Source organism: Streptomyces sp. NPDC041200, assembly GCF_055591805.1.
Map to the genome: position 1 here is coordinate 383009 of NZ_JBVIZF010000001.1, position 24733 is coordinate 407741.

Annotated in this window: 27 protein-coding genes; 13 read left to right on the forward strand and 14 right to left on the reverse strand. The window is 70.3% G+C overall.

Annotated elements, in window-relative coordinates:
• Positions 1 to 32: 32 nt before the first annotated feature.
• Genes ACZ6CL_RS01845 through ACZ6CL_RS01860 form a run of 4 tightly spaced genes read left to right on the forward strand, consistent with a single transcriptional unit; the run spans position 33 to position 4122 of the window.
• Positions 33 to 959 carry an ABC transporter permease gene (locus ACZ6CL_RS01845; RefSeq protein ID WP_468929897.1) on the forward strand — a complete coding sequence of 309 codons (927 nt, stop codon included), beginning with the start codon at positions 33 to 35 and terminating at the stop codon, positions 957 to 959.
• Positions 952 to 1896, forward strand: coding sequence for an ABC transporter permease (locus tag ACZ6CL_RS01850; protein ID WP_468929899.1), 945 nt, complete (start codon positions 952 to 954; stop codon positions 1894 to 1896). The genes ACZ6CL_RS01845 and ACZ6CL_RS01850 overlap by 8 nt, the downstream gene beginning before the upstream one ends.
• Before the next feature lie 11 nt (positions 1897 to 1907).
• The gene (locus ACZ6CL_RS01855; protein WP_468929902.1) at positions 1908 to 2966 is read left to right on the forward strand and encodes an ABC transporter ATP-binding protein; all 1059 of its coding nucleotides are present in this window, start codon (positions 1908 to 1910) and stop codon (positions 2964 to 2966) included.
• The gene (locus ACZ6CL_RS01860) at positions 2959 to 4122 is read left to right on the forward strand and encodes an ABC transporter ATP-binding protein (RefSeq protein WP_468929904.1); all 1164 of its coding nucleotides are present in this window, start codon (positions 2959 to 2961) and stop codon (positions 4120 to 4122) included. Before ACZ6CL_RS01855 ends, ACZ6CL_RS01860 begins: the two co-directional genes overlap by 8 nt.
• 122 nt (positions 4123 to 4244) lie before the next feature.
• On the opposite strand, the gene ACZ6CL_RS01865 is transcribed toward ACZ6CL_RS01860, so the two are convergent.
• Genes ACZ6CL_RS01865 through ACZ6CL_RS01875 form a run of 3 tightly spaced genes read right to left on the reverse strand, consistent with a single transcriptional unit; the run spans position 4245 to position 7778 of the window.
• Positions 4245 to 5879, reverse strand: coding sequence for an extracellular solute-binding protein (locus ACZ6CL_RS01865; RefSeq protein ID WP_468929906.1), 1635 nt, complete (start codon positions 5877 to 5879; stop codon positions 4245 to 4247).
• Positions 5880 to 5889: 10 nt separating this feature from the next.
• Positions 5890 to 6819 carry a carbohydrate ABC transporter permease gene (locus ACZ6CL_RS01870; RefSeq protein WP_468931232.1) on the reverse strand — a complete coding sequence of 310 codons (930 nt, stop codon included), beginning with the start codon at positions 6817 to 6819 and terminating at the stop codon, positions 5890 to 5892.
• Between the two features lie 35 nt (positions 6820 to 6854).
• The gene (locus tag ACZ6CL_RS01875; protein WP_468929908.1) at positions 6855 to 7778 is read right to left on the reverse strand and encodes an ABC transporter permease; all 924 of its coding nucleotides are present in this window, start codon (positions 7776 to 7778) and stop codon (positions 6855 to 6857) included.
• A gap of 493 nt (positions 7779 to 8271) precedes the next feature.
• On the opposite strand from ACZ6CL_RS01875, the gene ACZ6CL_RS01880 reads away from it, so the two are divergent.
• From ACZ6CL_RS01880 to ACZ6CL_RS01900, 5 genes are read left to right on the forward strand one after another with little or no spacing between them, the layout of a single operon-like run.
• Positions 8272 to 9918 carry a peptide ABC transporter substrate-binding protein gene (locus ACZ6CL_RS01880; protein ID WP_468929910.1) on the forward strand — a complete coding sequence of 549 codons (1647 nt, stop codon included), beginning with the start codon at positions 8272 to 8274 and terminating at the stop codon, positions 9916 to 9918.
• Between the two features lie 3 nt (positions 9919 to 9921).
• Positions 9922 to 10845 carry an ABC transporter permease gene (locus ACZ6CL_RS01885; RefSeq protein WP_468929913.1) on the forward strand — a complete coding sequence of 308 codons (924 nt, stop codon included), beginning with the start codon at positions 9922 to 9924 and terminating at the stop codon, positions 10843 to 10845.
• Entirely contained in the window at positions 10838 to 11875 is a 1038-nt protein-coding gene (locus ACZ6CL_RS01890; RefSeq protein ID WP_468929914.1) for an ABC transporter permease, read from the forward strand. Before ACZ6CL_RS01885 ends, ACZ6CL_RS01890 begins: the two co-directional genes overlap by 8 nt.
• 2 nt (positions 11876 to 11877) lie before the next feature.
• Positions 11878 to 12936 carry an ABC transporter ATP-binding protein gene (locus tag ACZ6CL_RS01895; protein ID WP_468929917.1) on the forward strand — a complete coding sequence of 353 codons (1059 nt, stop codon included), beginning with the start codon at positions 11878 to 11880 and terminating at the stop codon, positions 12934 to 12936.
• The gene (locus ACZ6CL_RS01900) at positions 12878 to 13939 is read left to right on the forward strand and encodes an ABC transporter ATP-binding protein (RefSeq protein ID WP_468929919.1); all 1062 of its coding nucleotides are present in this window, start codon (positions 12878 to 12880) and stop codon (positions 13937 to 13939) included. Before ACZ6CL_RS01895 ends, ACZ6CL_RS01900 begins: the two co-directional genes overlap by 59 nt.
• 51 nt (positions 13940 to 13990) lie before the next feature.
• On the opposite strand, the gene ACZ6CL_RS01905 is transcribed toward ACZ6CL_RS01900, so the two are convergent.
• The 3 genes from ACZ6CL_RS01905 to ACZ6CL_RS01915 form a co-directional block, all read right to left on the reverse strand.
• Positions 13991 to 14602, reverse strand: coding sequence for an NAD(P)-dependent oxidoreductase (locus ACZ6CL_RS01905; RefSeq protein ID WP_468929920.1), 612 nt, complete (start codon positions 14600 to 14602; stop codon positions 13991 to 13993).
• Positions 14603 to 14743: 141 nt separating this feature from the next.
• Entirely contained in the window at positions 14744 to 15490 is a 747-nt protein-coding gene (locus ACZ6CL_RS01910; RefSeq protein ID WP_468929923.1) for an SDR family NAD(P)-dependent oxidoreductase, read from the reverse strand.
• Complete coding sequence (locus ACZ6CL_RS01915) at positions 15487 to 15615, reverse strand: hypothetical protein (RefSeq protein ID WP_468929925.1); 129 nt, start codon at positions 15613 to 15615, stop codon at positions 15487 to 15489. The genes ACZ6CL_RS01910 and ACZ6CL_RS01915 overlap by 4 nt, the downstream gene beginning before the upstream one ends.
• A 70-nt stretch (positions 15616 to 15685) precedes the next feature.
• Between ACZ6CL_RS01915 and ACZ6CL_RS01920 the strand changes: the two genes are divergently transcribed.
• Both ACZ6CL_RS01920 and ACZ6CL_RS01925 read left to right on the forward strand, forming a co-directional pair.
• Positions 15686 to 16570 carry a LysR family transcriptional regulator gene (locus tag ACZ6CL_RS01920; protein ID WP_468929927.1) on the forward strand — a complete coding sequence of 295 codons (885 nt, stop codon included), beginning with the start codon at positions 15686 to 15688 and terminating at the stop codon, positions 16568 to 16570.
• A 263-nt stretch (positions 16571 to 16833) separates the two neighbouring features.
• Positions 16834 to 17625 (forward strand): GNAT family N-acetyltransferase, encoded by a 792-nt coding sequence (locus ACZ6CL_RS01925; protein ID WP_468929929.1) that lies wholly within the window; start codon positions 16834 to 16836, stop codon positions 17623 to 17625.
• Between the two features lie 6 nt (positions 17626 to 17631).
• Here the strand turns inward: ACZ6CL_RS01925 and gap are convergent, their stop codons facing one another.
• The 6 genes from gap to ACZ6CL_RS01955 form a co-directional block, all read right to left on the reverse strand.
• Entirely contained in the window at positions 17632 to 18630 is a 999-nt protein-coding gene (gene gap, locus ACZ6CL_RS01930; RefSeq protein ID WP_468929931.1) for a type I glyceraldehyde-3-phosphate dehydrogenase, read from the reverse strand.
• 113 nt (positions 18631 to 18743) lie between these two features.
• Positions 18744 to 19700 (reverse strand): GlxA family transcriptional regulator, encoded by a 957-nt coding sequence (locus ACZ6CL_RS01935; protein WP_468929934.1) that lies wholly within the window; start codon positions 19698 to 19700, stop codon positions 18744 to 18746.
• A 22-nt stretch (positions 19701 to 19722) separates the two neighbouring features.
• Positions 19723 to 19869: a hypothetical protein gene (locus ACZ6CL_RS01940; protein WP_468929936.1), complete on the reverse strand. Its 147-nt coding sequence runs from the start codon at positions 19867 to 19869 to the stop codon at positions 19723 to 19725.
• The gene (locus tag ACZ6CL_RS01945; RefSeq protein ID WP_468929938.1) at positions 19853 to 20701 is read right to left on the reverse strand and encodes a hypothetical protein; all 849 of its coding nucleotides are present in this window, start codon (positions 20699 to 20701) and stop codon (positions 19853 to 19855) included. Before ACZ6CL_RS01945 ends, ACZ6CL_RS01940 begins: the two co-directional genes overlap by 17 nt.
• 85 nt (positions 20702 to 20786) lie before the next feature.
• Positions 20787 to 20990, reverse strand: a complete 204-nt coding sequence (locus ACZ6CL_RS01950) for a DUF397 domain-containing protein (protein ID WP_468929941.1) — start codon at positions 20988 to 20990, stop codon at positions 20787 to 20789.
• 11 nt (positions 20991 to 21001) lie between these two features.
• Complete coding sequence (locus ACZ6CL_RS01955) at positions 21002 to 21859, reverse strand: helix-turn-helix domain-containing protein (RefSeq protein WP_468929942.1); 858 nt, start codon at positions 21857 to 21859, stop codon at positions 21002 to 21004.
• A 159-nt stretch (positions 21860 to 22018) separates the two neighbouring features.
• Here ACZ6CL_RS01955 and ACZ6CL_RS01960 point away from each other — a divergent pair, with 159 nt between their 5' ends.
• Positions 22019 to 22312: a hypothetical protein gene (locus tag ACZ6CL_RS01960; RefSeq protein ID WP_468929945.1), complete on the forward strand. Its 294-nt coding sequence runs from the start codon at positions 22019 to 22021 to the stop codon at positions 22310 to 22312.
• Between the two features lie 133 nt (positions 22313 to 22445).
• Here the strand turns inward: ACZ6CL_RS01960 and ACZ6CL_RS01965 are convergent, their stop codons facing one another.
• Entirely contained in the window at positions 22446 to 23438 is a 993-nt protein-coding gene (locus ACZ6CL_RS01965; protein WP_468929948.1) for an alpha/beta hydrolase, read from the reverse strand.
• A 47-nt stretch (positions 23439 to 23485) separates the two neighbouring features.
• Positions 23486 to 23959 carry a hypothetical protein gene (locus ACZ6CL_RS01970; RefSeq protein WP_468929949.1) on the reverse strand — a complete coding sequence of 158 codons (474 nt, stop codon included), beginning with the start codon at positions 23957 to 23959 and terminating at the stop codon, positions 23486 to 23488.
• 88 nt (positions 23960 to 24047) lie between these two features.
• On the opposite strand from ACZ6CL_RS01970, the gene ACZ6CL_RS01975 reads away from it, so the two are divergent.
• Entirely contained in the window at positions 24048 to 24695 is a 648-nt protein-coding gene (locus ACZ6CL_RS01975; RefSeq protein ID WP_468929950.1) for a TetR/AcrR family transcriptional regulator, read from the forward strand.
• Positions 24696 to 24733 lie beyond the last annotated feature (38 nt).

Here is a 24733-nt window from a genome sequence, read left to right on the forward strand (position 1 = left end):
TCGCCGGGCGCGTCGGCGACAGGAGGACACCCATGGGGCGATACGTCGCGAGGCGACTGCTCCAGATGATCCCGGTCTTCATCGGGACCACACTGCTCATCTTTCTGATGGTGTATTCGCTGCCCGGCGATCCCGTCAAGGCGCTCTTCGGCCAGCGGGCATCCGACCCCGCCACGGTCGAGCGACTGCGCCATCAATTCGGCCTGGACAAGCCGCTGCTGACCCAGTACTGGGACTACATCACCGGGCTGTTCAGAGGCGACTTCGGGCAGAGCTTCACCGGCCGTCCGGTCGCGGATCTGATGGCCGACGCCTTCCCGGTCACCATCCGGCTCGCGCTGCTCGCCTTCAGTATCGAACTGGTCATCGGCGTCACCCTCGGTGTGGTGACCGGCCTGATGCGCGGCAAGTTCCTGGACCGGTTCGTGCTGGTGTTCACCCTGATCGTGACCTCGATCCCGGTGTTCGTGATCGGCTTCGTCACCGTGTTCCTGTTCGGCCTCAAATGGAAGGTCATCACCCCGACCGTCCAGGACTCCATGGACATCCAGCAGCTGCTGGCACCGGCCCTGGTGCTGGGTGCCCTCTCGCTCGCGTATGTGTCCCGGCTGACCCGGACCACCGTGGTGGAGAACCTGCGCGCCGACTACATGCGCACCGCGCTCGCCAAGGGCCTGCCACGGCGCCGGATCATCGGCGTCCACCTGATGCGCAACTCGCTCATCCCTGTCGTCACGTTCCTCGGCACCGACCTCGGCACCCTGATGGGCGGCGCGATCGTCACCGAGGGCATCTTCAACATCCAGGGCGTCGGCAACACCCTCTTCCGGGCGATCCAGACCAGTGAGGGTCCCACCGTCGTCGGCATCGTGACCGTACTGGTCCTCGTCTACCTGGTGAGCAGCCTGGTCGTCGACCTGTTGTACGCAGTCCTGGACCCGAGGATCCGCTATGCCTGAGAAAACCCTGGCCCCCGAGGGCAGCCCCGTAACGGCGGCCGCCGCCGCGCCCCTGCCGGGCGGCGGCGAGGTCACCAAGGCACGCAGCCTGGGGCAGGACGCCTGGCGCGAACTGCGCCGCAACCCCATCTTCTGGGTCTCCGCCGTGCTGCTGGTGCTCTTCCTGGTGATGGCGGCCCTGCCCAGCCTGTTCACCGGCACCGATCCGGGCCACGCCGATCTGCGCAACCACTACCTGGGCAAGCCGGAGTGGGGACACTTCTTCCAGCCGGACTGGTTCGGCTACAACGGCCAGGGCCAGAGCGTCTACGCCCGGACGATCTACGGCGCCCGCGCCTCGGTCATCATCGGCGTCTGCGTGACCCTCGGGGTCACCCTCGTCGGCGGTCTGGTGGGCATGTTCGCGGGGTACTTCGGCGGCTGGCTCGACACCCTGCTCTCCCGGCTCACCGACATCTTCTTCGGCATCCCGCTGCTGCTCGGCGGCATGGTGCTGCTCCAGGCGTTCACCCACCGCACCATCTGGACCGTGGTGCTCGCCCTCGCCACCTTCGGCTGGATGCCGCTCGCCCGCGTGATGCGCGGCGCGGTCATCACCCAGAAGCAGGCCGACTTCGTGACGGCGGCCCGGGCGCTGGGCGCGGGCACCACCCGCATCCTGCTCCGGCACATCCTGCCCAACGCGCTCGCCCCGGTGATCGTCGTGGCCACCATCGCGCTCGGAGGCTTCGTCTCCGCCGAGGCCACGCTGTCGTACCTTGGTATCGGCCTTCAGTCGACCGTCTCGTGGGGTGTGGACATCTCGGACGCGCAGAACGTGCTGCGGGACGCCCCGCACGTCCTGCTCGTACCGGCCACCTTCCTGAGCCTGACCGTGCTGTCGTTCATCCTGCTCGGCGACGCGGTGCGCGACGCCTTCGACCCCAAGCTGCGCTGAGGGAGGCGTACGTGACCACCATCGAGAAGACCGGCGCGGAGCCCTCCGCGCGCGACCAGGACGCAGACGGCGGCCCGCTGCTGGAAGTCCGTGATCTGCACGTGGAGTTCCACACCCGGGACGGCGTCGCCAAGGCCGTCAACGGCGTCAGTTACTCCGTGAGCGCGGGCGAGACGCTGGCCGTGCTGGGCGAGTCCGGCTCGGGCAAGTCCGTGACCGCGCAGGCCATCATGGGCATCCTGGACATGCCGCCCGGCAAGATCCCGCAGGGCCAGATCCTGTTCCGTGGCGAGGACATGCTCACCATGGCTCCGGAGGAGCGCCGCAAGATCCGTGGCCGCAGGATCGCCATGATCTTCCAGGACGCGCTCTCCGCGCTGAACCCGGTGCTCTCCGTCGGCTACCAGCTCGGCGAGATGTTCCGGGTCCACCAGGGGCTGTCCAAGAAGGACGCCAAGACCAAGGCCATCGAGCTGATGGAGCGGGTGCGCATCCCCGCCGCCAAGGAGCGGGTGGGCGACTATCCGCACCAGTTCTCCGGCGGTATGCGCCAGCGCATCATGATCGCCATGGCGCTGGCCCTGGAGCCGGACCTGATCATCGCCGACGAGCCGACCACCGCGCTCGACGTGACCGTCCAGGCCCAGGTGATGGAGCTGCTCGCGGAGCTTCAGCGCGAGTACAACATGGGACTGATCCTGATCACCCATGACCTGGGCGTGGTCGCGGACGTCGCCGACAAGATCGCGGTGATGTACGCGGGCCGGATCGTGGAGACCGCCCCCGTGCACGAGCTGTACAAGCGCCCGGCCCACCCGTACACCAAGGGACTGCTCGACTCGATCCCGCGGCTGGACCACAAGGGCCAGGAGCTGTACGCGATCAAGGGGCTGCCGCCCAACCTGCTCAAGATCCCGAGCGGTTGCGCCTTCAACCCGCGCTGCCCGAAGGTCCAGGACATCTGCACCACCGAGGTCCCGGCGCTGGCCGCGGTGACCGAGCAGGACGGCACCGCGCTGCCGGGCCGCGGCAGCGCGTGCCACTTCTGGAAGGAGACGATCCATGGCTGAGACGGAGAAGAACGACAAGGCCATGGAACCCGCGGCTCCGGCCGACGCCACCCCCAACGTCACCGAGGTGGAGACGGTCGACGCCGCCACCGAGGACGAGGCGGTCGCGGCGCTCGACGCGCAGGTCGACCGGGGCGAGCCGATCCTCCAGGTGCGCAACCTGGTCAAGCACTTCCCGCTGACCCAGGGCATCCTCTTCAAGAAGCAGGTCGGCGCAGTCAAGGCGGTCGACGGCATCTCCTTCGACCTCTACCAGGGCGAGACGCTCGGCATCGTCGGCGAGTCCGGCTGTGGCAAGTCCACCGTCGCCAAGCTGCTGATGACCCTGGAGACCGCCACCGCGGGCGAGGTGTTCTACAAGGGCCAGGACATCACCCGGCTGTCCGGCCGCGCCCTGCGCGCCGTCCGTCGCAACATCCAGATGGTCTTCCAGGACCCGTACACCTCGCTCAACCCCCGCATGACGGTGGGCGACATCATCGGCGAGCCGTACGAGATCCACCCCGAGGCCGCGCCCAAGGGTGACCGGCGGCGCAAGGTCCAGGAGCTGCTGGACGTCGTCGGCCTCAACCCCGAGTACCTCAACCGCTATCCGCACCAGTTCTCCGGCGGCCAGCGCCAGCGCATCGGCATCGCCCGCGGCCTCGCGCTCAACCCGGAGATCATCATCTGCGACGAGCCGGTCTCGGCGCTGGACGTGTCGGTGCAGGCGCAGGTCATCAACCTGATGGAGAAGCTCCAGGACGAGTTCAACCTGTCCTACATCTTCATCGCCCACGACCTGTCCATCGTCCGGCACATCTCCGACCGGGTCGGCGTGATGTACCTGGGCAAGATGGCCGAGATCGGCACCGACGCCGAGATCTACGACCACCCGACGCATCCGTACACCCAGGCCCTGCTGTCCGCCGTCCCGGTCCCCGACCCGGAGGCGCGGGAGGGCCGGGAGCGCATCATCCTCTCCGGAGACGTCCCCTCCCCGGCCAACCCGCCCTCCGGTTGCCGCTTCCGCACCCGCTGCTGGAAGGCCGAGGACAAGTGCGCGAAGGAGGTGCCGCTGCTCGCCATCCCCGAGCGCTTCGCCGGTACGGACTCGCTCGCGGCGCACGAGTCGGCGTGCCACTTCGCGGAGGAGAAGGACGTGGTGCACGCGTAACGCCCCCGCGGGCGCATGACGTGACGAGGGCCCGCCCGGACCGCAGCGCCGCGGTCCGGGCGGGCCCTCGTGGTGGTTCAGGCGGACGGGCCCGGGCAGGGGTGTCCGACGACGGCCCCGCCTCAGCGGCCGTGCACCGCCTCGTACTCGGCTTGCAACTCCTCCGCGATCACGTCTCCGCCCTCCCGGCGCCAGCGGGCGACCGCGCCGTCCCAGGCCGAGACCGGCTTCTGGCCCTGGGCGATGGCGTTGGTGGCGTCATTGAAGATCAGCGAGAGGTTCTGGGTCTTCTTGACGCCGGTGCGGCTGATCAGCCCCGAGTCGGGCCGGGAGAGGGCGATGGGGAGCTGGGCGGTCTGGTAGGCGTGGGCGCGTCGGGCGGCGCCGGGGTTGCCGGGGAAGTAGCTGACGGTCGGCGGACAGGTGATGTACTTGATCGGCACGACGCCGGGGTTCTCCCGGCCCGCGAGGTCGGTCAGTTCGAGGTCGCCGTCCGGGGTCCGGGTGAAGTGGATGCCTTCCACACCGTAGTTGGTCAGCTCGAACTCCCTGGTGCCGAAGGGCGCGGCCAGGAAGTTCATGATGCGCAGGATGAGGCGGATACGGTCCGGGGACGCCTTCTTGAGGATCGTGTAGCCGTAGGTGCCCGGGTGGAAGTGGGCCACGGGACCGCTGCCCAGGCCGGTGGGGGCGCGGAGCAGGTCCACGGTGAACTTCTTCACGTCCGTGACGCGCTTCGGGTAGGCGTTGTAGGTGTCCTCGTAGGAGCGGATGGACTCGTTCTGGAACAGCGCCTCGATCTGCGGGTTCATGACCGTGGTGCCGCCGGGGTACACCGCCCCGCTCCGGTACACCTTCCGGGCGAACGCCACGGCCTCACGGAACTCCGGCGCGGCCTCGGCCTTCACGAAGGTGCCGTCCGCCGTGCGCCGCCACTGGTTGGGGGCACCGTGCCAGGCGGAGAACGAGCGGAGGCCGAAGAGGAACGTGCCGATGTGGCCGAGGCCCCAGGTGCGGTGGCCGGCGAGCCGCTCGAGGGCGTCCAGGTACTGGTCGGCGGTCCAGTGCTCGTAGGGGCCGCCCATCGCCGTGGTGAACTGCTCGCGGTTGGCCATCATCACGGTGTACGTGCGCGGGCGGATGATCGGGACGCCCCGGATCCGGCCCGCCATCAGCCCGACGTTCCGCCAGGCGTAGCCGGGGAGGTTGGCCAGGTTGGGGTACTCCCGGACGGCGTCTCCCGAGAGGTGGCCGGACAGGTCCTGGGCGACGGCCGTGGCGTAGTCGGCGATCCTGGGGATCGTGTCGCGGCACATCACGGCATCGGGCATGTCCCCGCTGGCCATGAGGGTGGCGAGCTTCGCCTGGAGGTTGGCGGTGGGGACCATGCGGAGCCTCAGATCGACGCCGAGGGCCTTGTTGATCGCCTGCCAGAACCTGTTCTCGCCGACCGGGGCCGGTGGCTGCTCGTACGTCTCCACCAGGACCGTGACCGTCTCGCCGTTGCCGGGCCGCTCGGGGACGGAGGTCACCAGCTCGGAGGGGTAGCTGAAGTAGGCCGGGTCGACGCCCTCGGGGTCGGCGGGCAGATCCGGTTCGGGGACCTTCGCCGGGACGTGGTCGGGCCATGGCACCCGGTCCACACCGACGTTGCTCGCGCTCACCGCCTCCTTGGTGGCGCAGCCGACCAGGGCCGGGGCGCCCAGGGTGAGAGCGGCTGCCGCGCCCAGTACGCCGCGACGGGTCGGGGATGTCATGGCAGCCTCCTCAGCTCTTGATGGCACCGGTCAGCACGCCCTTGGTGAAGTAGCGCTGCACGAACGGGTAGACGATCAGGATCGGGACGGTGGCGATCACGACGGTCGCCATCTGGAGGGTCTGCGGGGACGTCGACGCCACGTCGCCGATCGATCCCGCGTTGCCGCCCAGCGCCTGGCCCTTGGTGATGACGGTCTGGAGCACGGCCTGGAGCGGCCACTTCGTGGAGTCGTCGAGATACAGGACCGCATGGAAGAAGCTGTTCCAGTAGCCGACCGCGTAGAACAGGCCGACCACGGCGATCACCGCCTTGGACAGCGGCAGCACCACCTGGACCAGGGTCCGCAGCTCGCCCGCGCCGTCGATCCGCGCCGCGTCGTACAGCTCCTCCGGCAGACCCTGGAAGAAGCCGCGCAGGACGACCAGGTTGAAGACGTTGACCGCGACGGGCAGGACGAGCGCCCAGTAGCTGTCCAGCAGTCCGAGGTTCTTGACGATCAGATAGCTGGGCAGCATGGCGGGCGGGAAGAGGAAGGTGAACAGCACCATCAGCAGCAGCGGCCTGCGGAGCGAGAAGTGCGGCCGGCTCAGGGCGTAGGCCAGCGCGACCGTGGTCACCAGGCTGACTAGGGTGCCGCCGATGGTCACCCCCACGCTGACCAGCAGGGCGCGGGTGACCGTCCCGCCCGACAGGATCTCCGCGTACGCACGGAGGGTCGGCTCGGTCGGGAACAGCACCCAGCCGCCGTTCTCGGTGACCTCTTCCGGCGAGGCGAGGCTGGTGGAGAGCACCACCAGGAACGGGACGGTGACCAGCAGGCAGATCACCACCAGGGCGAAGCCCTTGCCGATACGGGTCGGCAGCTTCGGCCGCTCCATCCAGGCCGGGCGGGCGTCCTCGCTCCCGTCGGCCTCGATCGCCGCCGGGCCCGCGGCCATGGCGGTGGTGGTCGTACGCGGTGCCGCGCTCGTGCTCACTTGTAGACCCCCTGTTCGCCCATGCTGTGCGCGATCTTGTTGGCCGCGTAGACCAGCAGAGCGCCGATGACGCCCTTGAAGAGTCCGGCCGCCGCCGCGTAGCCCCAGTCGGCGCCCATCACGCCCTGCCAGTAGACGAAGGTGTCGAGCACCTCGCCCGCCTCCGGTCCGACCGCGTCCCGCTGGAGCAGGATCTGTTCGAAGCCGACGGTGAGGATGTCGCCCAGCCGCATGATCAGCAGCAGGATGACGATGGGGCGCAGGGCCGGCAGGGTCACGTGCCAGAAGCGGCGCCAGGGGCCCGCGCCGTCCATGGCGGCGGCCTCGTACAGCTGCTCGCTCACCTGGCTGAGGGCGGCGAGGAAGATGATCGTGCCCCAGCCGCAGTCCTTCCAGATGATCTCCGCGACCATCAGCGGCTTGAACGAGTCGGGGTCGGCCATGACGTCGACGGTGTGCAGACCCGCGTCACCGAGCATCCCGTTGAGCATGCCGGTGGAGCCCAGGATCTGCTGGAAGAGGGCGACCACGATCACCCACGAGATGAAGTGCGGCAGATAGACGACGCTCTGCACAACCGTGCGGACCGAGCCTCGCGCGAGGCTGTGCAGCAGCATCGCGAGCGCGATCGGCAGCGGGAAGAAGAACACGATCTGGAGGCCCGCGATGGCCACCGTGTTCCAGGCCGCCCGCCAGAAGGCGTCGTCGGAGAACATCGCGCTGAAGTGTCCGAAGCCGATCCAGGGGCTCTCCCAGACGCCCTGGTACGGCACGTAGTCCTTGAAGGCGATGACGTTGCCGGCCAGGGCGGCGTAGTGGAAGACCAGGAAGTAGACGACGGCGGGCGCGGAGAGCAGCAGCAGGGTGCGCTGGCTGCGGAGCCGCGCTCGGCGGCGGGCTCTCGGCGCGGTGTCGGCCATGGGGCGGACCCCCTCGGAGTCTCGGACACGGTCGAGGCGCAGCTAAACCGCTTGCTCTGGGGGCGGTCAAGGGGTCGGATTGAATCGATTTAAATTCCCGAACAGGTGCTTGAAACATGGGAGATGATGCGTCACAGTGTTGTAGAAAGCGCTTGCCGAGCGCGGGACGTACCGCTCGGCTCGCGCTTTACCAATGGCATTCCCGATGCCGTTTCCGGGCGCTGCCGGGCCGCTGCCACGGACAGCGGTCACCGGCGTGCGGGTCTCCCGGCCCTGGGGTGTGATGAGGACATAGGCCCTGTCCGGCGGATCTTCGCGGGGCCGCGACGCCTGGTACCGCACCTCGCTGCGTTGTCGGAGTCGTCCGAGTACGCCCAGTACGAGGACGATCCTCCGCCTCGCGATGCACGGCACCAGACGCCGCGGCCTGATCCACGAAGATCCGCCGGACAGGACCTAAGGCGGATCTTGGACCGGGTCCTCGGGAGGCGCCATGCGCGGAGCCCAGCACGTCATGCGGACGCGGTGCGTGCGGGTGCGGTGCGTCCTGTGCGCCCTCTGCGTCGCCGCCGTCCCGGCTGTCGCGGGCTGCGGCGGTGGCTCCGGTTCGTCCGAGGGCATCGTCCGCTCCTCCTGGGGCGATCCGCCGAACCCGCTGGAGCCCGCCAACACCAACGATGTCCAGGGCGGCAAGGTCCTCGACATGATCTTCCGGGGGCTCAAGCGGTACGACCCGGCGACCGGTGAGGCCAAGGACGCGCTCGCCGAGCGGATCACCACCGACGACCAGCGCACCTACACCGTCACCATCAAGAAGGACCGGCGGTTCGGCAACGGCGAGAAGGTCACCGCCAAGTCCTTCACTGACGCCTGGAATTACGGCGCCCTGCTCGACAACAAGCAGCGCAACGCCTACTTCTTCGAGTACATCGAGGGGTACGACAAGGTCCACCCCACCACCGGCCGCCCCACCGCCCGTACCCTCTCCGGGCTGCGGGTGACGGGGGAGCGGACCTTCACCGTCCGGCTCACCCAGAAGTTCTCCTCCTGGCCCAAGACGCTCGGCTACAACGCCTACGCGCCGCTGCCCCGGGCCTTCTTCGAGGACCACGAGGCCTGGCTGAAGAAGCCCGTCGGCAACGGCCCCTACCAGGTGCGGTCGTACGACAAGGGCGCGGTCATGAAGCTGCGCGCCTGGGGCGGTTACCGGGGGCCCGACAAGGCCCGTAACAAAGGGGTCGACCTCCGCGTCTACACCGACAGCAACACCGCCTACACCGATCTCCAGGCGGGCAACCTCGATCTGGTGGACGACGTCCCGGCCCAGCAGCTGAAGTTCGTCCGCTCCGATCTCGGCAACCGCTACATCAACCAGCCCGCCGGGATCATCCAGACCCTCACCTTCCCGATGTACGACAAGGCCTGGAGCGGGCCCGCCCGGGCGAAGCTGCGCCGCGGCATCTCCATGGCGATCAACCGCGCGCAGATCACCGATCGGATCTTCCGGGGCACCCGCACCCCCGCCACCGACTGGACCTCGCCGGTGCTGCGCCGCCAGGGCGGCTACCAGCCGGGGCTGTGCGGGGACGCCTGCAGTTACGACCCGGACCGGGCGCGGAAGCTGATCGCGGCGGGCGGCGGGCTGCCCGGCGGCCGGATGACGATCACGTACAACGCCGACACCGGCTCCCACAAGGACTGGGTCGACGCCGTCTGCAACAGCGTCAACACCGCGCTGCGCAGCGACCGGGCGTGCGTCGGCAAGCCGGTCGGCACCTTCGCCGACTACCGCAACAAGATGGCCGGGAAGCGGATGACCGGCCCCTTCCGGGCGGGCTGGCAGATGGACTATCCGCTGATCCAGAACTTCCTGCAGCCGCTGTACTACACGGACGCCTCCTCCAACGACGGCCACTGGAGCGACACCGGCTTCGACCGGCTGGTGAACCAGGCCAACGCGGCGTCCGCCGACGGGTCGTCCATCACCGCCTTCCAGAACGCCGAGAAGATCCTCGCCCGGCAGATGCCCGCCATTCCGCTCTGGTACCAGAACGGCAGCGCGGGCTACGCGCCCCGGCTGCGCGAGGTGACGCTGAACCAGTTCAGCGTCCCCGTCTACCACCAGATCAGGGTCGGCTGAGCCATGGGCCGCTATGTGCTGCGGCGGCTGCTGCAGATGATCCCGGTCTTCCTCGGCGCCACGTTCCTGATCTTCTTCATGGTCTACGCGCTCGGCGACCCGGTCGCCGCCCTCTTCGGCGACAAGGCGCCCGACCCGGCCACCGCGGCCCGCATCCGCAAGGATCTCTACCTCGACGAACCGCTGTGGAGCCAGTACGTCCACTACATGGGGCAGGTCTTCGGCGGTCAGTTCGGCACCGCCTTCAACGGACAGCCCGTCACCGAGCTGATGGCCGGGGCCTTCCCCGTCACCCTGCGGCTCACCATCGTCGCGGTCGTCTTCGAGATGGCGCTCGGCGTCACCCTCGGCGTGCTCAGCGGATTGCGCCGCGGCCGGGGCCTGGACACCTCGGTGCTGCTGCTCACCCTGCTCGTGGTGTCCATTCCGACGTTCGTCAGCGGCACCGTGCTGCAGTACGTGTTCGGCGTGCGGTGGGGCTGGGCCCGGCCGTCCGTCGCCCCCGAGGCACCGTTCACCGAACTGCTGCTGCCCGGGGTGGTGCTGGGGCTGGTGTCCCTCGCGTACACGACCCGCCTGACCCGCACCTCGCTCGTCGAGAACGCCCGCGCCGACTACGTCCGCACCGCCGTCGCCAAGGGGCTGCCGCGCCGCCGGATCGTCGTCCGGCATCTGCTGCGCACCTCGCTGATCCCGGTGGTGACCTTCATCGGCACCGATATCGGCGCGCTCATGGGCGGGGCCATCGTCACCGAGCGGATCTTCAACATCCACGGCGTGGGCTACCAGCTCTACCAGGGCATCCTGCGCCAGAACTCGCCGACCGTGGTCGGCTTCGTCACCATCCTGGTGATCGTCTTCCTGCTCGCCAACCTGCTCGTCGACCTCCTCTACGCCGTGCTCGACCCGAGGATCCGGTATGCCTGAGCCCTTTGAGCCCCGTGAGCCCTTCGAGGCGCGATCCGACGCACCGTCCAGCCAGCCGGACCTCGCCGCCACCGGCACCGCGACCCTGGAGAGCGGGCCGCGCGGCCGTCCGTGGCGCCGCCGTCCCCTCCCGCGCCTGCGGTGGCGGGCCGCCGCGCGCCCCGCCGCCGAAGGCCCCGCCACCGGCTCCCGCGGGCTGTGGTCCGACGCCTGGCACGATCTGCGCCGCAACCCCGTCTTCGTCGTCTCCGCGCTGGTCATCCTCTTCCTCGTCACCATCGCGGTGTGGCCGCAGCTGATCGCGGACGGCAACCCGTACCAGGGCAACCTGGCCAAGGCGCAGGACGGCCCGGCGCCCGGCCACCCCTTCGGCTTCGACCTCCAGGGCCGGGACGTCTACACCCGCACCGTCTACGGCGCCCGCGCCTCCATCACCGTCGGCATCTGCGCGACCGCCGGCGCGGCCCTGCTCGGCAGCGTGCTGGGCGGCCTCGCCGGATTCTTCGGCGGCTGGTGGGACGGGCTGCTCTCGCGGATCGCCGATGTCTTCTTCGGCATCCCGATCCTGCTCGGCGGGCTGGTCTTCCTGTCGGTGGTCACCAGCGGTTCGGTGTGGCCGGTGGTCGGCTTCATCGTGCTGCTGGGCTGGCCGCAGATCTCCCGTATCGCCCGCGGCGCGGTCGTCACCGTCAAGCAGCAGGACTACGTGCTCGCGGCGCGCACCCTCGGCGCGGGCAACGGCCGGATGCTGCTGCGGCACATCGCGCCCAACGCCGTCGCCCCCGTGATCGTCGTCGCGACCATCGCGCTCGGCACGTACATCGCGCTGGAGGCGACCCTGTCCTTCCTCGGCGTCGGGCTGAAACCGCCCACCGTCTCCTGGGGCATCGACATCTCGTCCGCGTCCACCCAGATCCGCAACGCCCCGCACATGCTGCTGTGGCCCGCGGCGGCGCTCAGCATCACCGTGCTCGCGTTCATCATGCTCGGCGACGCGGTGCGCGACGCCCTCGACCCGAAGCTGCGCTAGCCATGACCCGGCTGCTGGACGTACGGGACCTGCGCGTCGCCTTCCGCACCCGGGACGGTGTCGCCGAGGCGGTGGGCGGGGTGAGCTACGCCGTCGACGCGGGGCGGACGCTGGCCGTGCTGGGCGAGTCGGGGTCGGGGAAGTCCGTGACCGCCCAGGCGATCATGGGCATCCTCGACACCCCGCCCGCCTTCGTCACCGGCGGCAAGGTCTTCTTCCAGGGCCGCGACCTGCTGACCCTGGGCCGTGAGGAGCGCCGCCGGATCCGCGGCGCCAAGATGTCGATGATCTTCCAGGACGCGCTGTCCGCCCTCAACCCGGTGCTCCCGGTGGGCGCCCAGCTCGCCGAGATGTACCAGGTGCACCGCGGCATGTCGCGCGGGGACGCCCGGGCGCGGGCCGTCGAGCTGATGGACCGGGTCCGCATCCCGGCCGCGGCGGCGCGGGCCGGGGACTATCCGCACCAGTTCTCGGGCGGCATGCGCCAGCGCATCATGATCGCCATGGCGATCGCGCTGGAGCCGGAGCTGATCATCGCCGACGAGCCGACCACCGCGCTCGACGTCACCGTCCAGGCCCAGGTCATGGATCTGCTGGCGGAGCTGCGCCGCGAGTACGCCATGGGGCTCATCCTCATCACCCATGACCTGGGCGTGGTCGCGGACGTCGCCGACACCATCGCCGTGATGTACGCGGGCCGGATCGTGGAGACCGCGCCGGTGCGCGACCTGTACCGGCGCCCCGCCCACCCGTACACCCGCGGCCTGCTCGACTCCATCCCGCGCGTGGACCAGCGGGGCGGCGAGCTGTACGCGATCAAGGGGCTGCCGCCCAGCCCGCTCGCGCTCCCCGCGGGCTGCCCGTTCCACCCCCGCTGCCCGCGCGCCCGCGACCTCTGCCGCACCGACCGGCCGCCGCTGTACGAGGTGGCCGCTGACGGGGCGACGGATGCCGGGGCCCAAGGGCGGGCCAGCGCCTGCCACTTCTGGAAGGAGGAGCTGCATGGCCTCGACCCCCTCGACCCCCTCGGCACCGCCGGTACCGTCGGCCCCCTCGGCTGACCTGGCCCCGCCCGTCCTGGAGGTACGCGGCCTCGCCAAGCTCTACCCGCTGACCCGGGGCGTCCTGCTCAAGCGGCGGACCGGCGCGGTCCGGGCGGTCGACACGGTCTCCTTCGACCTGCGGCGCGGCGAGACGCTCGGCGTCGTCGGCGAGTCCGGATGCGGCAAGTCCACCCTCGCCCGGCTGCTGGTCGGCCTGGAGCGGCCGACCGCCGGTTCGATCCGCTACCGGGGCGAGGACATCGCGCGGCTGTCCGGCCGCGCCCTGCGGGCCATCCACCGCAACATCCAGATGGTCTTCCAGGACCCGTACACCTCGCTCAACCCCCGGATGACGGTCGGGGACATCGTGGGGGAGCCGTACGAGATCCACCCCGAGGTCGCGCCCCGGGGCGACCGCCGCCGCGCGGTCCAGGACCTGCTGGACGTCGTCGGCCTCAACCCCGAGCACATCAACCGCTATCCGCACCAGTTCTCCGGCGGCCAGCGCCAGCGCATCGGCATCGCCCGCGGCCTCGCGCTCAACCCGGAGATCATCATCTGCGACGAGCCGGTCTCGGCGCTGGACGTGTCCGTGCAGGCCCAGGTGGTCAACCTGATGGAACGCCTCCAGGACGAATTCGGCCTCGCCTACGTCTTCATCGCCCACGACCTGTCGGTGGTCCGGCACATCAGCGACCGGGTCGCCGTGATGTACCTGGGCCGCTTCGCGGAGACCGGCACCGGCACCGAGATCTACGACCACCCGACGCATCCGTACACCCAGGCCCTGCTGTCCGCCGTCCCGGTCCCCGACCCCGAGGCCCGCGCCCACCGGCGCATCCTGCTGACCGGCGACGTCCCCTCCCCGGCCGACCCGCCCACCGGCTGCCGCTTCCGCACCCGCTGCTGGAAGGCCGAGGCCCGCTGCGCGGCGGAGGTGCCGGTGCTGGCGGTGCCGACGGGTCTGACGGGCGGGGCCGCGCACCCGTCGGCGTGCCACTTCGCGGAGGAGCGCGCGTAGGGGCCGTCTCGGTTCGCGGCCGTCTGCGGCTCCTTCAGGCGGCTCCGTCGATCAGCCAAGTGGTACGACTATTTCGCCCCCGTGGTCGCCCTTCTGCGCCTCGTCCAGCATGAGCGCGGCTACCGTGGCGCGGGAGATTCTGGGCGGCAGCAGAGGGCGCCGTAGGTCGGCGAGCGGCACGAGGCGGCGTCCGGTGCTCAGGGGCCCGTCCTTGAGGTCCGGGGCATGGAACACCGTGGCGCCGACGTCCAGGGCGACCTGGTCGGCCTCGGCCTTCTCGGCCAGTTCCGCGCCGACGGCCATCCGCATCACCGCCCGGTAGATCAGGCCGCCCGCGCGTTCCGACGGGCCCGACCCCAGTGCACCGAGCCACACGGTACGGATGTGTGCCGCGGCGAGCAGCCTGGCCCCGGCGACCAGCGCCCCCGGACCGTCGTCCTTGCCGATACCGATGGCCGAGACGGCCGCCTCGACGTCATCCAGGCCGGGGAAGGTCTGAGGGGAGAAGACATCCGCCTGCCGGACGTCGACCTGTCGCGACGTGGGCACGGTGACCCGATCCGGGGTGCGGACGAGGGCCACGACCTGGTGTCCCCGCTCAAGTGCCTGGTCGACGAGCAGGCGGCCGACCCGGCCTGACGCGCCGAGTACTGCGATGCGCATGATGGTCCGTTCTCTGACTGAACAACTGTGGATGAAATGAGTGATCGGGTCACGTGCCCGCCGGGGACGGTCCCGCCTCCGGCCGATCTGGACCCCGGGCGGAACGCCTCGGTGGCCACGCGCCCCTCGCCGCGATGCCCCTTATGCCCGCCGCCCGCCGTCGACCGACATCGCGATCCCGGTGACGTAAGAGGCGGCGTCCGAGCAGAGCCAGACCGCTGCCGCCGCGGCCTCCTCCGGCGTGGCCAGCCGGCCGAGCGGCGTGATCGCCTCCTGCATCGCGATCATGTCGGTGCCGACCGCCACCTTCTCGAACCCCGGAGTGCGGGTCGGACCGGGGCAGACGGCGTTGACCCGGATGCCGTCCGGCGCGTAATCGACCGCGGCGGCCTTGGTGAGCCCGACGATGCCGTGCTTGGCGGCCACATAGGCGGGGGCGTGCGGGATCGCGTACAGGCCGCCGTTGGAGGCGATGTTGACGATCGCGCCGCCGCCTCTGAGCAGGGGCAGCTCGTACTTCATGCACAGGAAGGTCCCGGCCAGGTTGACGCGGGCCACGCGCTCGAACTCGTCCAGGGTCATCTGGTCGAGCCGCCGGTGGTGCGAGGCCATGCCGGCGTTGTTCACGGCGAAGTCGAGGCCGCCGTACGCCGTGACCGTGTGCTCGACGGCCGCCCGCACGGAGCGTTCGTCGGCGATGTCGACGGTGACGGCCAGTGCTTCCCCGCCGTCCGCCCTGATCATCTGCACGGACTCGGCCGCCGTGCTTCCGTCGATGTCGAGTACGGCGACCGCGGCGCCGCTCCGGGCGAACTGCAGGGCCGCCGCGCGGCCGATCCCGCTGCCGGCGCCGGTGACCAGTCCCACCTTTCGGGAAGCGTCGCTCATGCCAGCGGCTCCTGCTGCACGAGACCGGTGTCGAGCATGGCCCGTTCGATGGCTGCGAGATATTGGTCGAGCTCGGTATCGGGCGGCGGCTGATCGAAGGAAACGATCGTTGTGTGGTTGACCATGCGTCAATTCTTGGCGGCGTACGCCGCCGGTGTCCAAGATCTGTTCGATATTCGGCGATAACCTACAGGCATGATCGAACTGGAGACCCGCGAGCTGGAGTACTTCCTCGGCCTCGCTGACGAGCTGCACTTCGGCCGGGCCGCCGCCCGGCTCTCGATCGCCCAGCCGGCGCTCTCGAAGGCGATCCGAAGGATCGAGACCCGGCTCGGCGTCTCGCTGTTCATCCGCTCCAGCCGGCACGTCGAGCTGACCCCGGCCGGGCAGGCGTTGCAGGAACACGGCCGGCACGCGCTCAACGCGGTCAGCGCCGCCGTCCGGAACGCCCGGCGTGCCGGCGACACTCAGGCTCACCTGCGGCTCGTGCTCAAGCCCGGCGGCGACGCCGGCCTGCTGTCCGGGATCCTGGCCGCGTACGCCCACCAGCCTGACGCCCGCCAGGTGGACATCCTGTTCAGCGGCCCCGCCGACCGCACCGACTTCCTGCGCGACGGCCGGGCCGACGTCGGCCTGCTCTATGCGCCGTTGGACGATCTCGACGGCCTGGCCCACGAGACGCTGCACGTCGAGGACCGCGTGGTCATCCTCCCGTCCGAGCACCGGCTGGCCGGGCACACTTCGGTGCGCAGGTCCGATCTGGAGGGTGAGACGCTGCCACGCTGGAAAGGAATACCCGGGGGCGACGGCACCGGCCCCGAGGTCGCCGACGTCACCCAGCTGCTCCACATGATCACGGTGAGCAGGATGATCGGCATGCTCCCCCGCTCACTGGTCGAACCGGCTCCGGCCGGTCTGGTCTGCGTCCCGGTGACCGACGCGCCGCCCAGCCGCCTCGTGCTCGCCTGGAATGAGCAGGACCGCCGGCCGACAGTCGCATCATTCGTGGCCGCTGCGCTCAGGTCCCGGCTGTCATTCGAAGACGGCTCGGGATCTGGCGAGCGGAACGACGACGGCTGAGTCGCGTGCGGTCCGCTTGCGGAGAGCCGCGTTTCAGCTTGGCCCGCGCCCGGACCCTCATCCCCCAGCGACCAGGCGCTCACCTCCTCCTGGGACGGCGGGTATCGGTAGGTTCCCGAGATCCGTGGTATGAGATGTCCGCCTCCCCGGCCCACGAGTGACTGCCCGTATAGCCAAGGTGCCGGCGCTCGCTCCCCGCGTGGCCCGAGCACTCATCCGGCGGAGGTGAGGAAAAGAGAGCTGCCCCCATCTACGATCGCCCCATGCCGCAGAACGATCTTCAGCGTGCCATCGACTTCCGGCTGCTCTTCGCCCGCCGCCAGTCCGCCGAGGTCAGGCCGGTGCCGGGTGGGTTCCTGGTACTGGACGAGCGGTACGCGCACTCACACGAGCACAACCAGATCCACATCGACGGGCCCCTCGACCCCGCCGCGCTCCCCGAGGCCGCCGACGCGGCCATGGCGGGGCTGGCGCACCGGCGGGTCACCGTCTACGACGACCGGCTCGGGCTCGCGTGCGCGCCCTCGATGACCCTGGCGGGGTACGAGCACGACGTCGAGCTGGTGATGACCCACACCGGACCGGTGCCGGAACCGGTGGCCGGGCGCGGGAAGGTCGATGAGCTGGACCTCGGGCCCGATCCGTACGGGCCGCTGTGGCGGGCGCTGGCGAACCAGCAGCGGTTGTGGATGCCCGACGCCGACGAGGAGACGATCCGTCAGATGGTGGGGCGTCGGGCCGCCCGGCGGAACGGCGCGGAGGACGTGCGGTTCGTGGCCGTGCACGACGAGGGCGGCGAGGTCGCCTCCTGGGCGGACCTCTACCTGGAGCCCGCCGAGGGCGTCGCCCAGATCGAGGAGGTGGCCACCGCCGAGCACGCGCGCCGCCACGGATACGCCGACGCCGTGCTGTCCGGCGCCCTCCAGCGCGCGTCGGACGTGGGGTGCGCCCTGCGGTTCCTGGTGGCCGACGCCGAGGACTGGCCGCGCCAGTGGTACGCCCGCCGCGGCTTCACCACCGTGGGCCGCACCCACGTCTTCGCGCGTTTCAGCTGAGGCCCGTCAGCGGGCGGCGAGGAGTTCGAGCGTGTCGATCACTCGGTTCGAGAAGCCCCACTCGTTGTCGTACCAGGCGACCACCTTGATGTGGCGGCCGTCCACGCGGGTGAGGGCCGAGTCGAAGATCGCCGAGGCCGGATTGCCCGTGATGTCGGACGATACGAGCGGGTCGTCCGAGTACTCCAGGACGCCCGCGAGGCTCCCCTCCGCCGCGGTGCGGTAGGCCGCCAGCACGTCGTCGCGCGTCACGTCGCGGGCGACGGTCGTGTTGAGCTCGACGATCGAGCCCACCGGAACCGGCACGCGGATGGAGTCGCCGGACAACTTGCCGTCCAGGCCCGGCAGTACGAGGCCGATCGCCTTCGCGGCACCCGTCGTGGTCGGCACGATGTTGACACCGGCGGCGCGGGCGCGGCGGGCGTCACGGTGCGGGCCGTCCTGCAGGTTCTGCTCCTGCGTGTAGGCGTGCACCGTCGTCATGAAGCCGTGTTCGATACCGGCCAGTTCGTCGAGCACCGCGGCCAGCGGCGCGAGCGCGTTGGTGGTGCAGGAGGCGTTCGAGACGATCGTGTGCAGCTCGGGGTCGTACGCGTCGGTGTTGACCCCGTAGGCGAGCGTGACGTCGGCGCCATCTGACGGCGCGCTGACGAGCACCTTCTTCGCGCCCGCGTCGAGGTGGGCGCGGGCGGCCTTGGCCGAGGTGAAGCGGCCGGTGGACTCCAGCGCGACGTCGACGCCGAGTTCGGCCCAGGGCAGCCGCGCCGGGTCGCGCTCGGCGAGCACCTTGATGCGACGGCCGTCGACGACGAGGGTGTCGCCGTCGACGGTCACCGGGCGGCCGAGCCGGCCGGCCGTGGAGTCGTAGGCGAGGAGCCGGGCGAGGGTGGCGGGCTCGGTGAGGTCGTTGACGGCGACGACCTCGAGGTCGGTGTCGCGTTCGAGCAGGGCACGCAGCACGTTGCGCCCGATGCGGCCGAATCCGTTGATGGCGACACGAGTCATGAATACCCCTTGGTGTCTCTGCGGCTCGTCTGGGTTCGTCACCAGCCTCGCGTGCGGGATCCCGTGGCGGCCGTGGCGCGGGCGCCACAGTTCACAAGGATCGCGCCACGGGGCTATTCGCCCAGCGTGAACGTGCGCCGGTACTCGCTCGGTGTGGTCCCGAGGATGCGCTGGAAGTGCATCCGCAGATTCGAGCCGGTGCCGAGCCCGACGTCGTTCGCGATCTGCTCGATGCTGCGTTCGGAACGCTCCAGCAGCTCACGGGCGAGGTCGACGCGGGCGCGCATGACCCACTGCATCGGGGTGTACCCGGTGTCCTCGGCGAAGCGCCGCGAGAAGGTGCGCGCCGAGACGGCAGCGTGCTGGGCGAGGGTTTCGAGGCTGAGGGGCTCCCCGAGCCGGTGCAGCGCCCACTCCCGGGTGGCGGCGAACCGTTCGCCCAGCGGTTCGGGCACGCTGCGCGGCACGTACTGCGCCTGACCGCCGCTGCGATAGGGAGCCGCGACCAGGCGCCGGGCCGCGTGATTCGACGCGGCCACTCCGAGGTCGCCCCGCAGAATGTGCAGGCACAGGTCGATGCCCGAGGCGGCGCCCGCCGACGTCAGCACGCTGCCTTCATCGACGAACAGAACGTTCTCGTCCACCGAGACGAGGGGGTGCTTCGCCGCGAGCGCCCGCGTGTAATGCCAGTGCGTCGTGGCGCGCTTGCCGTCGAGCAGGCCCGTGGCGGCGAGTGCGAAGGCACCCGTCGAGATGGCGGCGAGCCGTGCGCCCCGAACGTGGGCGGCGATCAGCGCGTCGATGACGGTCCGCGGCGGGTCGTCGCGGTCCGGGAACCGGTAGCCGGGGATGAAGACGATGTCGGCCCACGGGAGCGCGTCGAGCCCCTGGGCGACGTGGTACGACAGGCCGTCGGCCCCGGTCACGAGCCCGGGCTTCGCGCCGCACACCCGCACCTCGTACGGCATGCTCGCGCGGGTCGTGAAAACCTGCGCGGGGATGCCGACATCGAGCGGTTTCGCACCGTCGAGCACGAGGACGGCGACACGACGCAGGCGGGAGGCTGGCACGGGAACAGACTATGTGGGGCGTCTAGCGGTCTGCCGAGGTCAGGGCCCGTTCGATGCCCCGGAGGATGCCGGGCCAGCCGTTGCCCATGCCGTCGAGCGCGGTCCGGCCGAGCGGGGAGTCGAGGTCGAAGCCGTCGGGGATTCCCGACGCGTCAAGGTTTTCCGGCACGCCATGCCTCGCCGTCCCACCCGTAGACGGGCAGTCCGTCGGCCGGGGTGGTGCGGAAGGGGCGTCCCCGGTCCGTGATCGTCGTGGTGCCGGAGACGGCGCCGTCCGACCAGGTGAGTCGGCCGGTCCAGGTGCACGCGCAGTGCCGTGTCGATACATCGATTTCGAGCGTGACGGGAGCGGCGGACGTCACCTTGTGCGGGAAGGTCATGGGGCGCTCGGTGCCCGGGACCCAGCGGGGCGGGGAGGCGTCGAGGTCCTTCTTCCCGTACCAGCGGGGGGTGGGGGGTTCGCCGCCTCCACCGCACCTCTGGAGGACCAACCGAGGGTCGAGCACCGTACCCGTCATCGGCTTGGCACGCTTGACGACATGCACGGTGAAGTCCTTGAGGACGATGGTGCGGCCTTCTTGCCCCGACACCCTGAGGCCGAGCCTGAGGGTGTTCGGTGCCGCGCCCCCGAAGGCGTACGGGTCCCGGTCCCAGGTCGTCCCGTCCCGGCTGGGTCGCTCCCCTGGTACGTAGTCGGCCAGCCGGGCCGTCGGCGTGGGGAAGACCCACCCACCGCCCGTGCCGCAACCGCTGTCGACGTGGGGCGTGACGTCCACCGCGACCAGCGGCCCCTCGCCGCTCGGGCTCGACTCGGCCATGGGTCGCGAATCGTGCGTCTCCATGGGGTCCGGTACGAACTTATCGATCAAGGGGCCCGCCGCGGAACGCAACGCGGCTTCGACCAGGTCGTCTGTCCATGCGACCATGCCGACGACCAGCCCGAGGGGCAGCAGCCACGCCAGCCACCCGACCCAGTGCGGCCAACCTCTGCCAGGCGTCATGGCGCCCCCGCTCCATGGGAGACGGACCGTCAGGCAGATGCCCGTGACGGTCCATCGTCAAACGGCGCGAGGCCCCCGCGCGTGGCTACGGCGCGAGGTGGTCGAACTCCCCGGCCTTGGCGGCGCGCAGGAACGCCCCCAGTCGGCCGGGGGTGGTGGTGAGCAGTTCGCCGGGGTCGTCGCTCTCGCGGAGATGTATTCCGGCCGGGGATGTCGCGAGTTCGACGCAGGCGTTCCCGTCGTCCGGTCCGGAGAAGGTGGACTTCTGCCACGTGAGTGGTGTGGACACTGTCCTGCCTTTCAGAGTTCGTGCGCGAGGCGGCGGATGAAGGTTCGTGTTTCATTCTCGGGGAGAGAAGTCGCCCTCATGCGGTCGAGGATGAAGCGATATCGCTCCAGCTGTTCCCGCGCGTCCAGGAAGACGCTGCCGTGGACTGAGTCGAACTGGACCGTATCAAGCTGTGGAACGGCGCCTCCCGCGTACATCATCGCGTTGCCGGAACCGGCGAACCCGTCGGCCTCGAAGGTGGTCACTCGCACGGTGACGTTGTCGCGTTCCGACAGATCGAGGATGTGTTCCAGCTGCGCGCGAGCGACCGCGCGTCCTCCGAAACGCATGCGGAGGGCTGCTTCGTGAATGATGGCCTCGAATTCGGTGGCTGAACCCGGATCGATGACGGCGCCACGGCGCAATCGGTGGGCGACGCGTGCGTCGAGATCATCCGGAGGCAAAGGGGTGGCGGCGTGGGCGAAGAGGGCCCGGATGTGGGCCTCGGTCTGAAAGACGCCGGGAATGTGCGAGATCTGGTAGGCGCACAAGCGCGTGGCGTGGTGCTCCAATTCGGCCAGGTCGAGGAATCCGTCCGGGAGGGTTCCCCGGTACTCCTCCCACCAGCCCTTCTTGCCGCGTACCTCGTCCGCCATGGTGCACAGCGCCTCGACGAGCACCGTGTCCTCGCACGCGTAGAGTTCGGCGAGCCTGCGCACGCGGTCCTCGCTGACACCGTAGCGACCTGACTCGATGTTGCTGATCTGAGGCTGGCTGCCTCCCAGGGCCTCACCGGCTTCGCGAGCGGACAGGCCAGCGGCCTCGCGTAGCTTGCGCAGCTCAACTCCCAGACGCTCCTGGCGTGCTGTGGGGTTACTTCTCGGCGGCATCAAGTCCTTCTCTCAGGCGCTACTGAGTCTGCGGCCCCACCCTGTCACGTCCTGGCACACCCTCAGACTTCAGGCAAATGGTTGCGCCGGTAAATGCATTTGCCTTACCGTCTGTAGTGGAGCACGTAGCGCAGCGTGACAGCACCATGGAGGTTCGGCATGTCCTTCTCCTATGACAAAGAACTCCACGCGATGGTCAACGACTTCGCACCCCGGCTGTTCGCCGTGGTCCAGGAGTACGACACGGAATCCGGCGAGCGCGACGGGGAGATCGCCGCGTGGGGCCTGGCCCATCCCGATGGGCATACGGACGTCACCAGCGTCGAGGGCACGCGCCGCCTCAGCCTCAAGTCGCCCGAGCGGGCGGCCTGGTGGTTCAGCCGGGAGGCGGACGTCTCGGCCCGGCTGATCTGGTGCGACTCGGTGCCACGGAGCGCCCCCGCAGCGCGTTAGGCGTCTGTTGCACCCAGCAAGGTAAGTCCGGGACTGACGGCGACGAACACTCGTAAGCCCCGCGCCCCCGCGCCCCCGCGCCCCCGCGCCCGGCGGACCCTCCGGTCCCGCCGGGCGCGCGGGCGTCGAGTTCTCACCCAGCGAGGGCCGCTCGCAGGAAATCGACGATCTCCGCCCGCGCGGCCTCGGCCTGCGGTACCAGGCGCGACATGGTGAGAAACGCGTGCCCGGCTCCGGGGTATTCGGTGAGCCGCACGGGCGTCCCGGCCACCCGCAGCCGTTCGGCGTAGCGGCGGCCGTGGTCGGCCAGCGGGTCCTCGGTCGGCACCTGGACCAGTGCTGGGGCCAGCCCGGAGACGTCCTCGGCATACAGCGGCGACACCGCGCGGGGATCCATGCCTGGCGGGACGGCGAGTCGGCGAAACAACCGGAGCTGCGGCAGGGTGAGGGTCGGGCTGTCGGCATGGTGGGAGACCGACCGGTAGTCGAGCATCGTGCCGGTCGCGTCGACAGCGGGGTTGACCAGCACCTGCGCTTGCAGTCGCAGGCCGTCCCCACGGGCCCGGAGCGCCACCAGGGCATTGACCAACGCGCCGCAGCTCTCGCCGAAGACAGCCGCCCGCGCCGGGTCGACGCCCCAGCGCTCGGCATGCTCCACCACGTGCCGGAGCGCATCCCAGCCGTCGTCGACGGCGTCCGACAGCGGACTGTCCGGGGCGAGCAGGCGGTGCTCGACCGAGACGACGGCGGCGGGCAGCCGGGCCGCGATGTGGCTGTTGGCCCAGTCGCACTGCGGCGCGGTACCGACGAACCCCCCTCCGTGCACATGGAGGACGAGCGGGAGGCCCGCGGCCGGTGCATCGCTCGGCCCTGACGTCGGCCGGTACACGCGGACCGGGAGGTCGTGGCCGGGTAACGCCACCTGCCGCCATTCGATCGCGGCGTCCGGATCCGGCGTCCCGGTGATCGCGTGCACAACCGGGGACGACCGCCGGCGGTTCTCCGCCTCGCGGTAGGCGACCAGCTCCTCGGTCGTCATCGCCATCCAGTCGGGCTCGTCGCCCACGGCATGCCGCCGCAGAGGGCCGCCCGCAGGCTGCTGCTCCGTACCAGTGGACTCGTTCATGGTCTCCTCCGTGAGGGTGGTTGACGGCCTGTGAGGGGCAGGGGCGCTCACGGGCGCGGTGTGGGGCGCCCTTGCCGCCAAAGCGACACCACGGTGACGAGCCCGGCGAGGCAGGGCAGCAGCGTCAACACCCCGTACGGGTACGGCACGATGACGTCGTAGCGCTCTCCGCCCAGGCTGAGGTTGGTCAGCGCCAGGAGAGCGCCGATGGCGAAGGCGGTGGTGGTGGCGGCTCGGGCCCAGCGTTTGCCGACGGCGACCGCCCGGATCGTCAGCAGCCACAGGGCGGACCTCAGGACGCCCGTGGCTACGAGGTAACCCGCGATCGCGGTGCGGTCGGCCGACACCGACCGCGGACCCCACTGTGGATAGGCGTCGCGGACGTGGTCGGACAGCGTGTCGACGGTGGCGATGTCGATCAGCGGCGCGAGCGTGGTGAGGACGGTGAGCGCCAGTCCGACGTACATCGCGGCGGTGGGTCCGATGTGCATCAACGGCGCGCGGCTGGTGGTTGCGGTCATGAAGCCCTCCTTCTGAAATCTACACCGTAGATTTCCTTCCGCACGGTAATTTCTACGGTGTAGATTTGGCAAGAGGAGGGAGTTGGACGTGGCCAGGCGTACACGGGGCACCTCGGCGGGGCTCGACCGCGAGCGCATCGCCGCCGCCGCCGTCGCACTGATCGACCGGGACGGCTTGGAGCGCTTCGGGGTCCGGCGGCTCGCGGAGGAGCTAGGGGTCGACCCGATGTCGATCTACCACCACATCAAGGGCAAGGCGGGGCTGCTGGACGCGGTGTCCGAGGCCGTGCTCGCCGAGGTGGCGGCAGAGGCCGACGGCGCGTCAGTCGGCTGGGAAGAGGTCGCCCGCGGCACGGCGCACGCCTACCGGGACATGGCCTACCGGCACCCGCGGGTGTTCCCGCTGCTCGTCACACGCGCCCAGACGTCGCCGGTGGCGCTCACCGCCCTGGAACGCCTCGTCACCGCGATGCGCGAGGCCGGGCTGCCCGATCAGGTGGTCGCGGACGCGCCGATGGTGCTGTTCGGCTTCCTCAACGGACACCTGGTGGCGCGCACGAGGGGCGGGCCCGACGGGCCCGGTCCCGTGCCCGCGTTCGATGCCGGGACGCACCCGACGATGGCTGCCCTCGCGCCTCTGCTGGACGACTTCGGGGCTGTGGGGGAGTTCGACCGGATGCTCGACACCGTGTTCGAAGGGATCCGGGGCCGGGCCGCCCGCCACGGGAGCCAATGAGCGCGCGTCAGTGCGGGAATGCTGATCGGACGACAAGG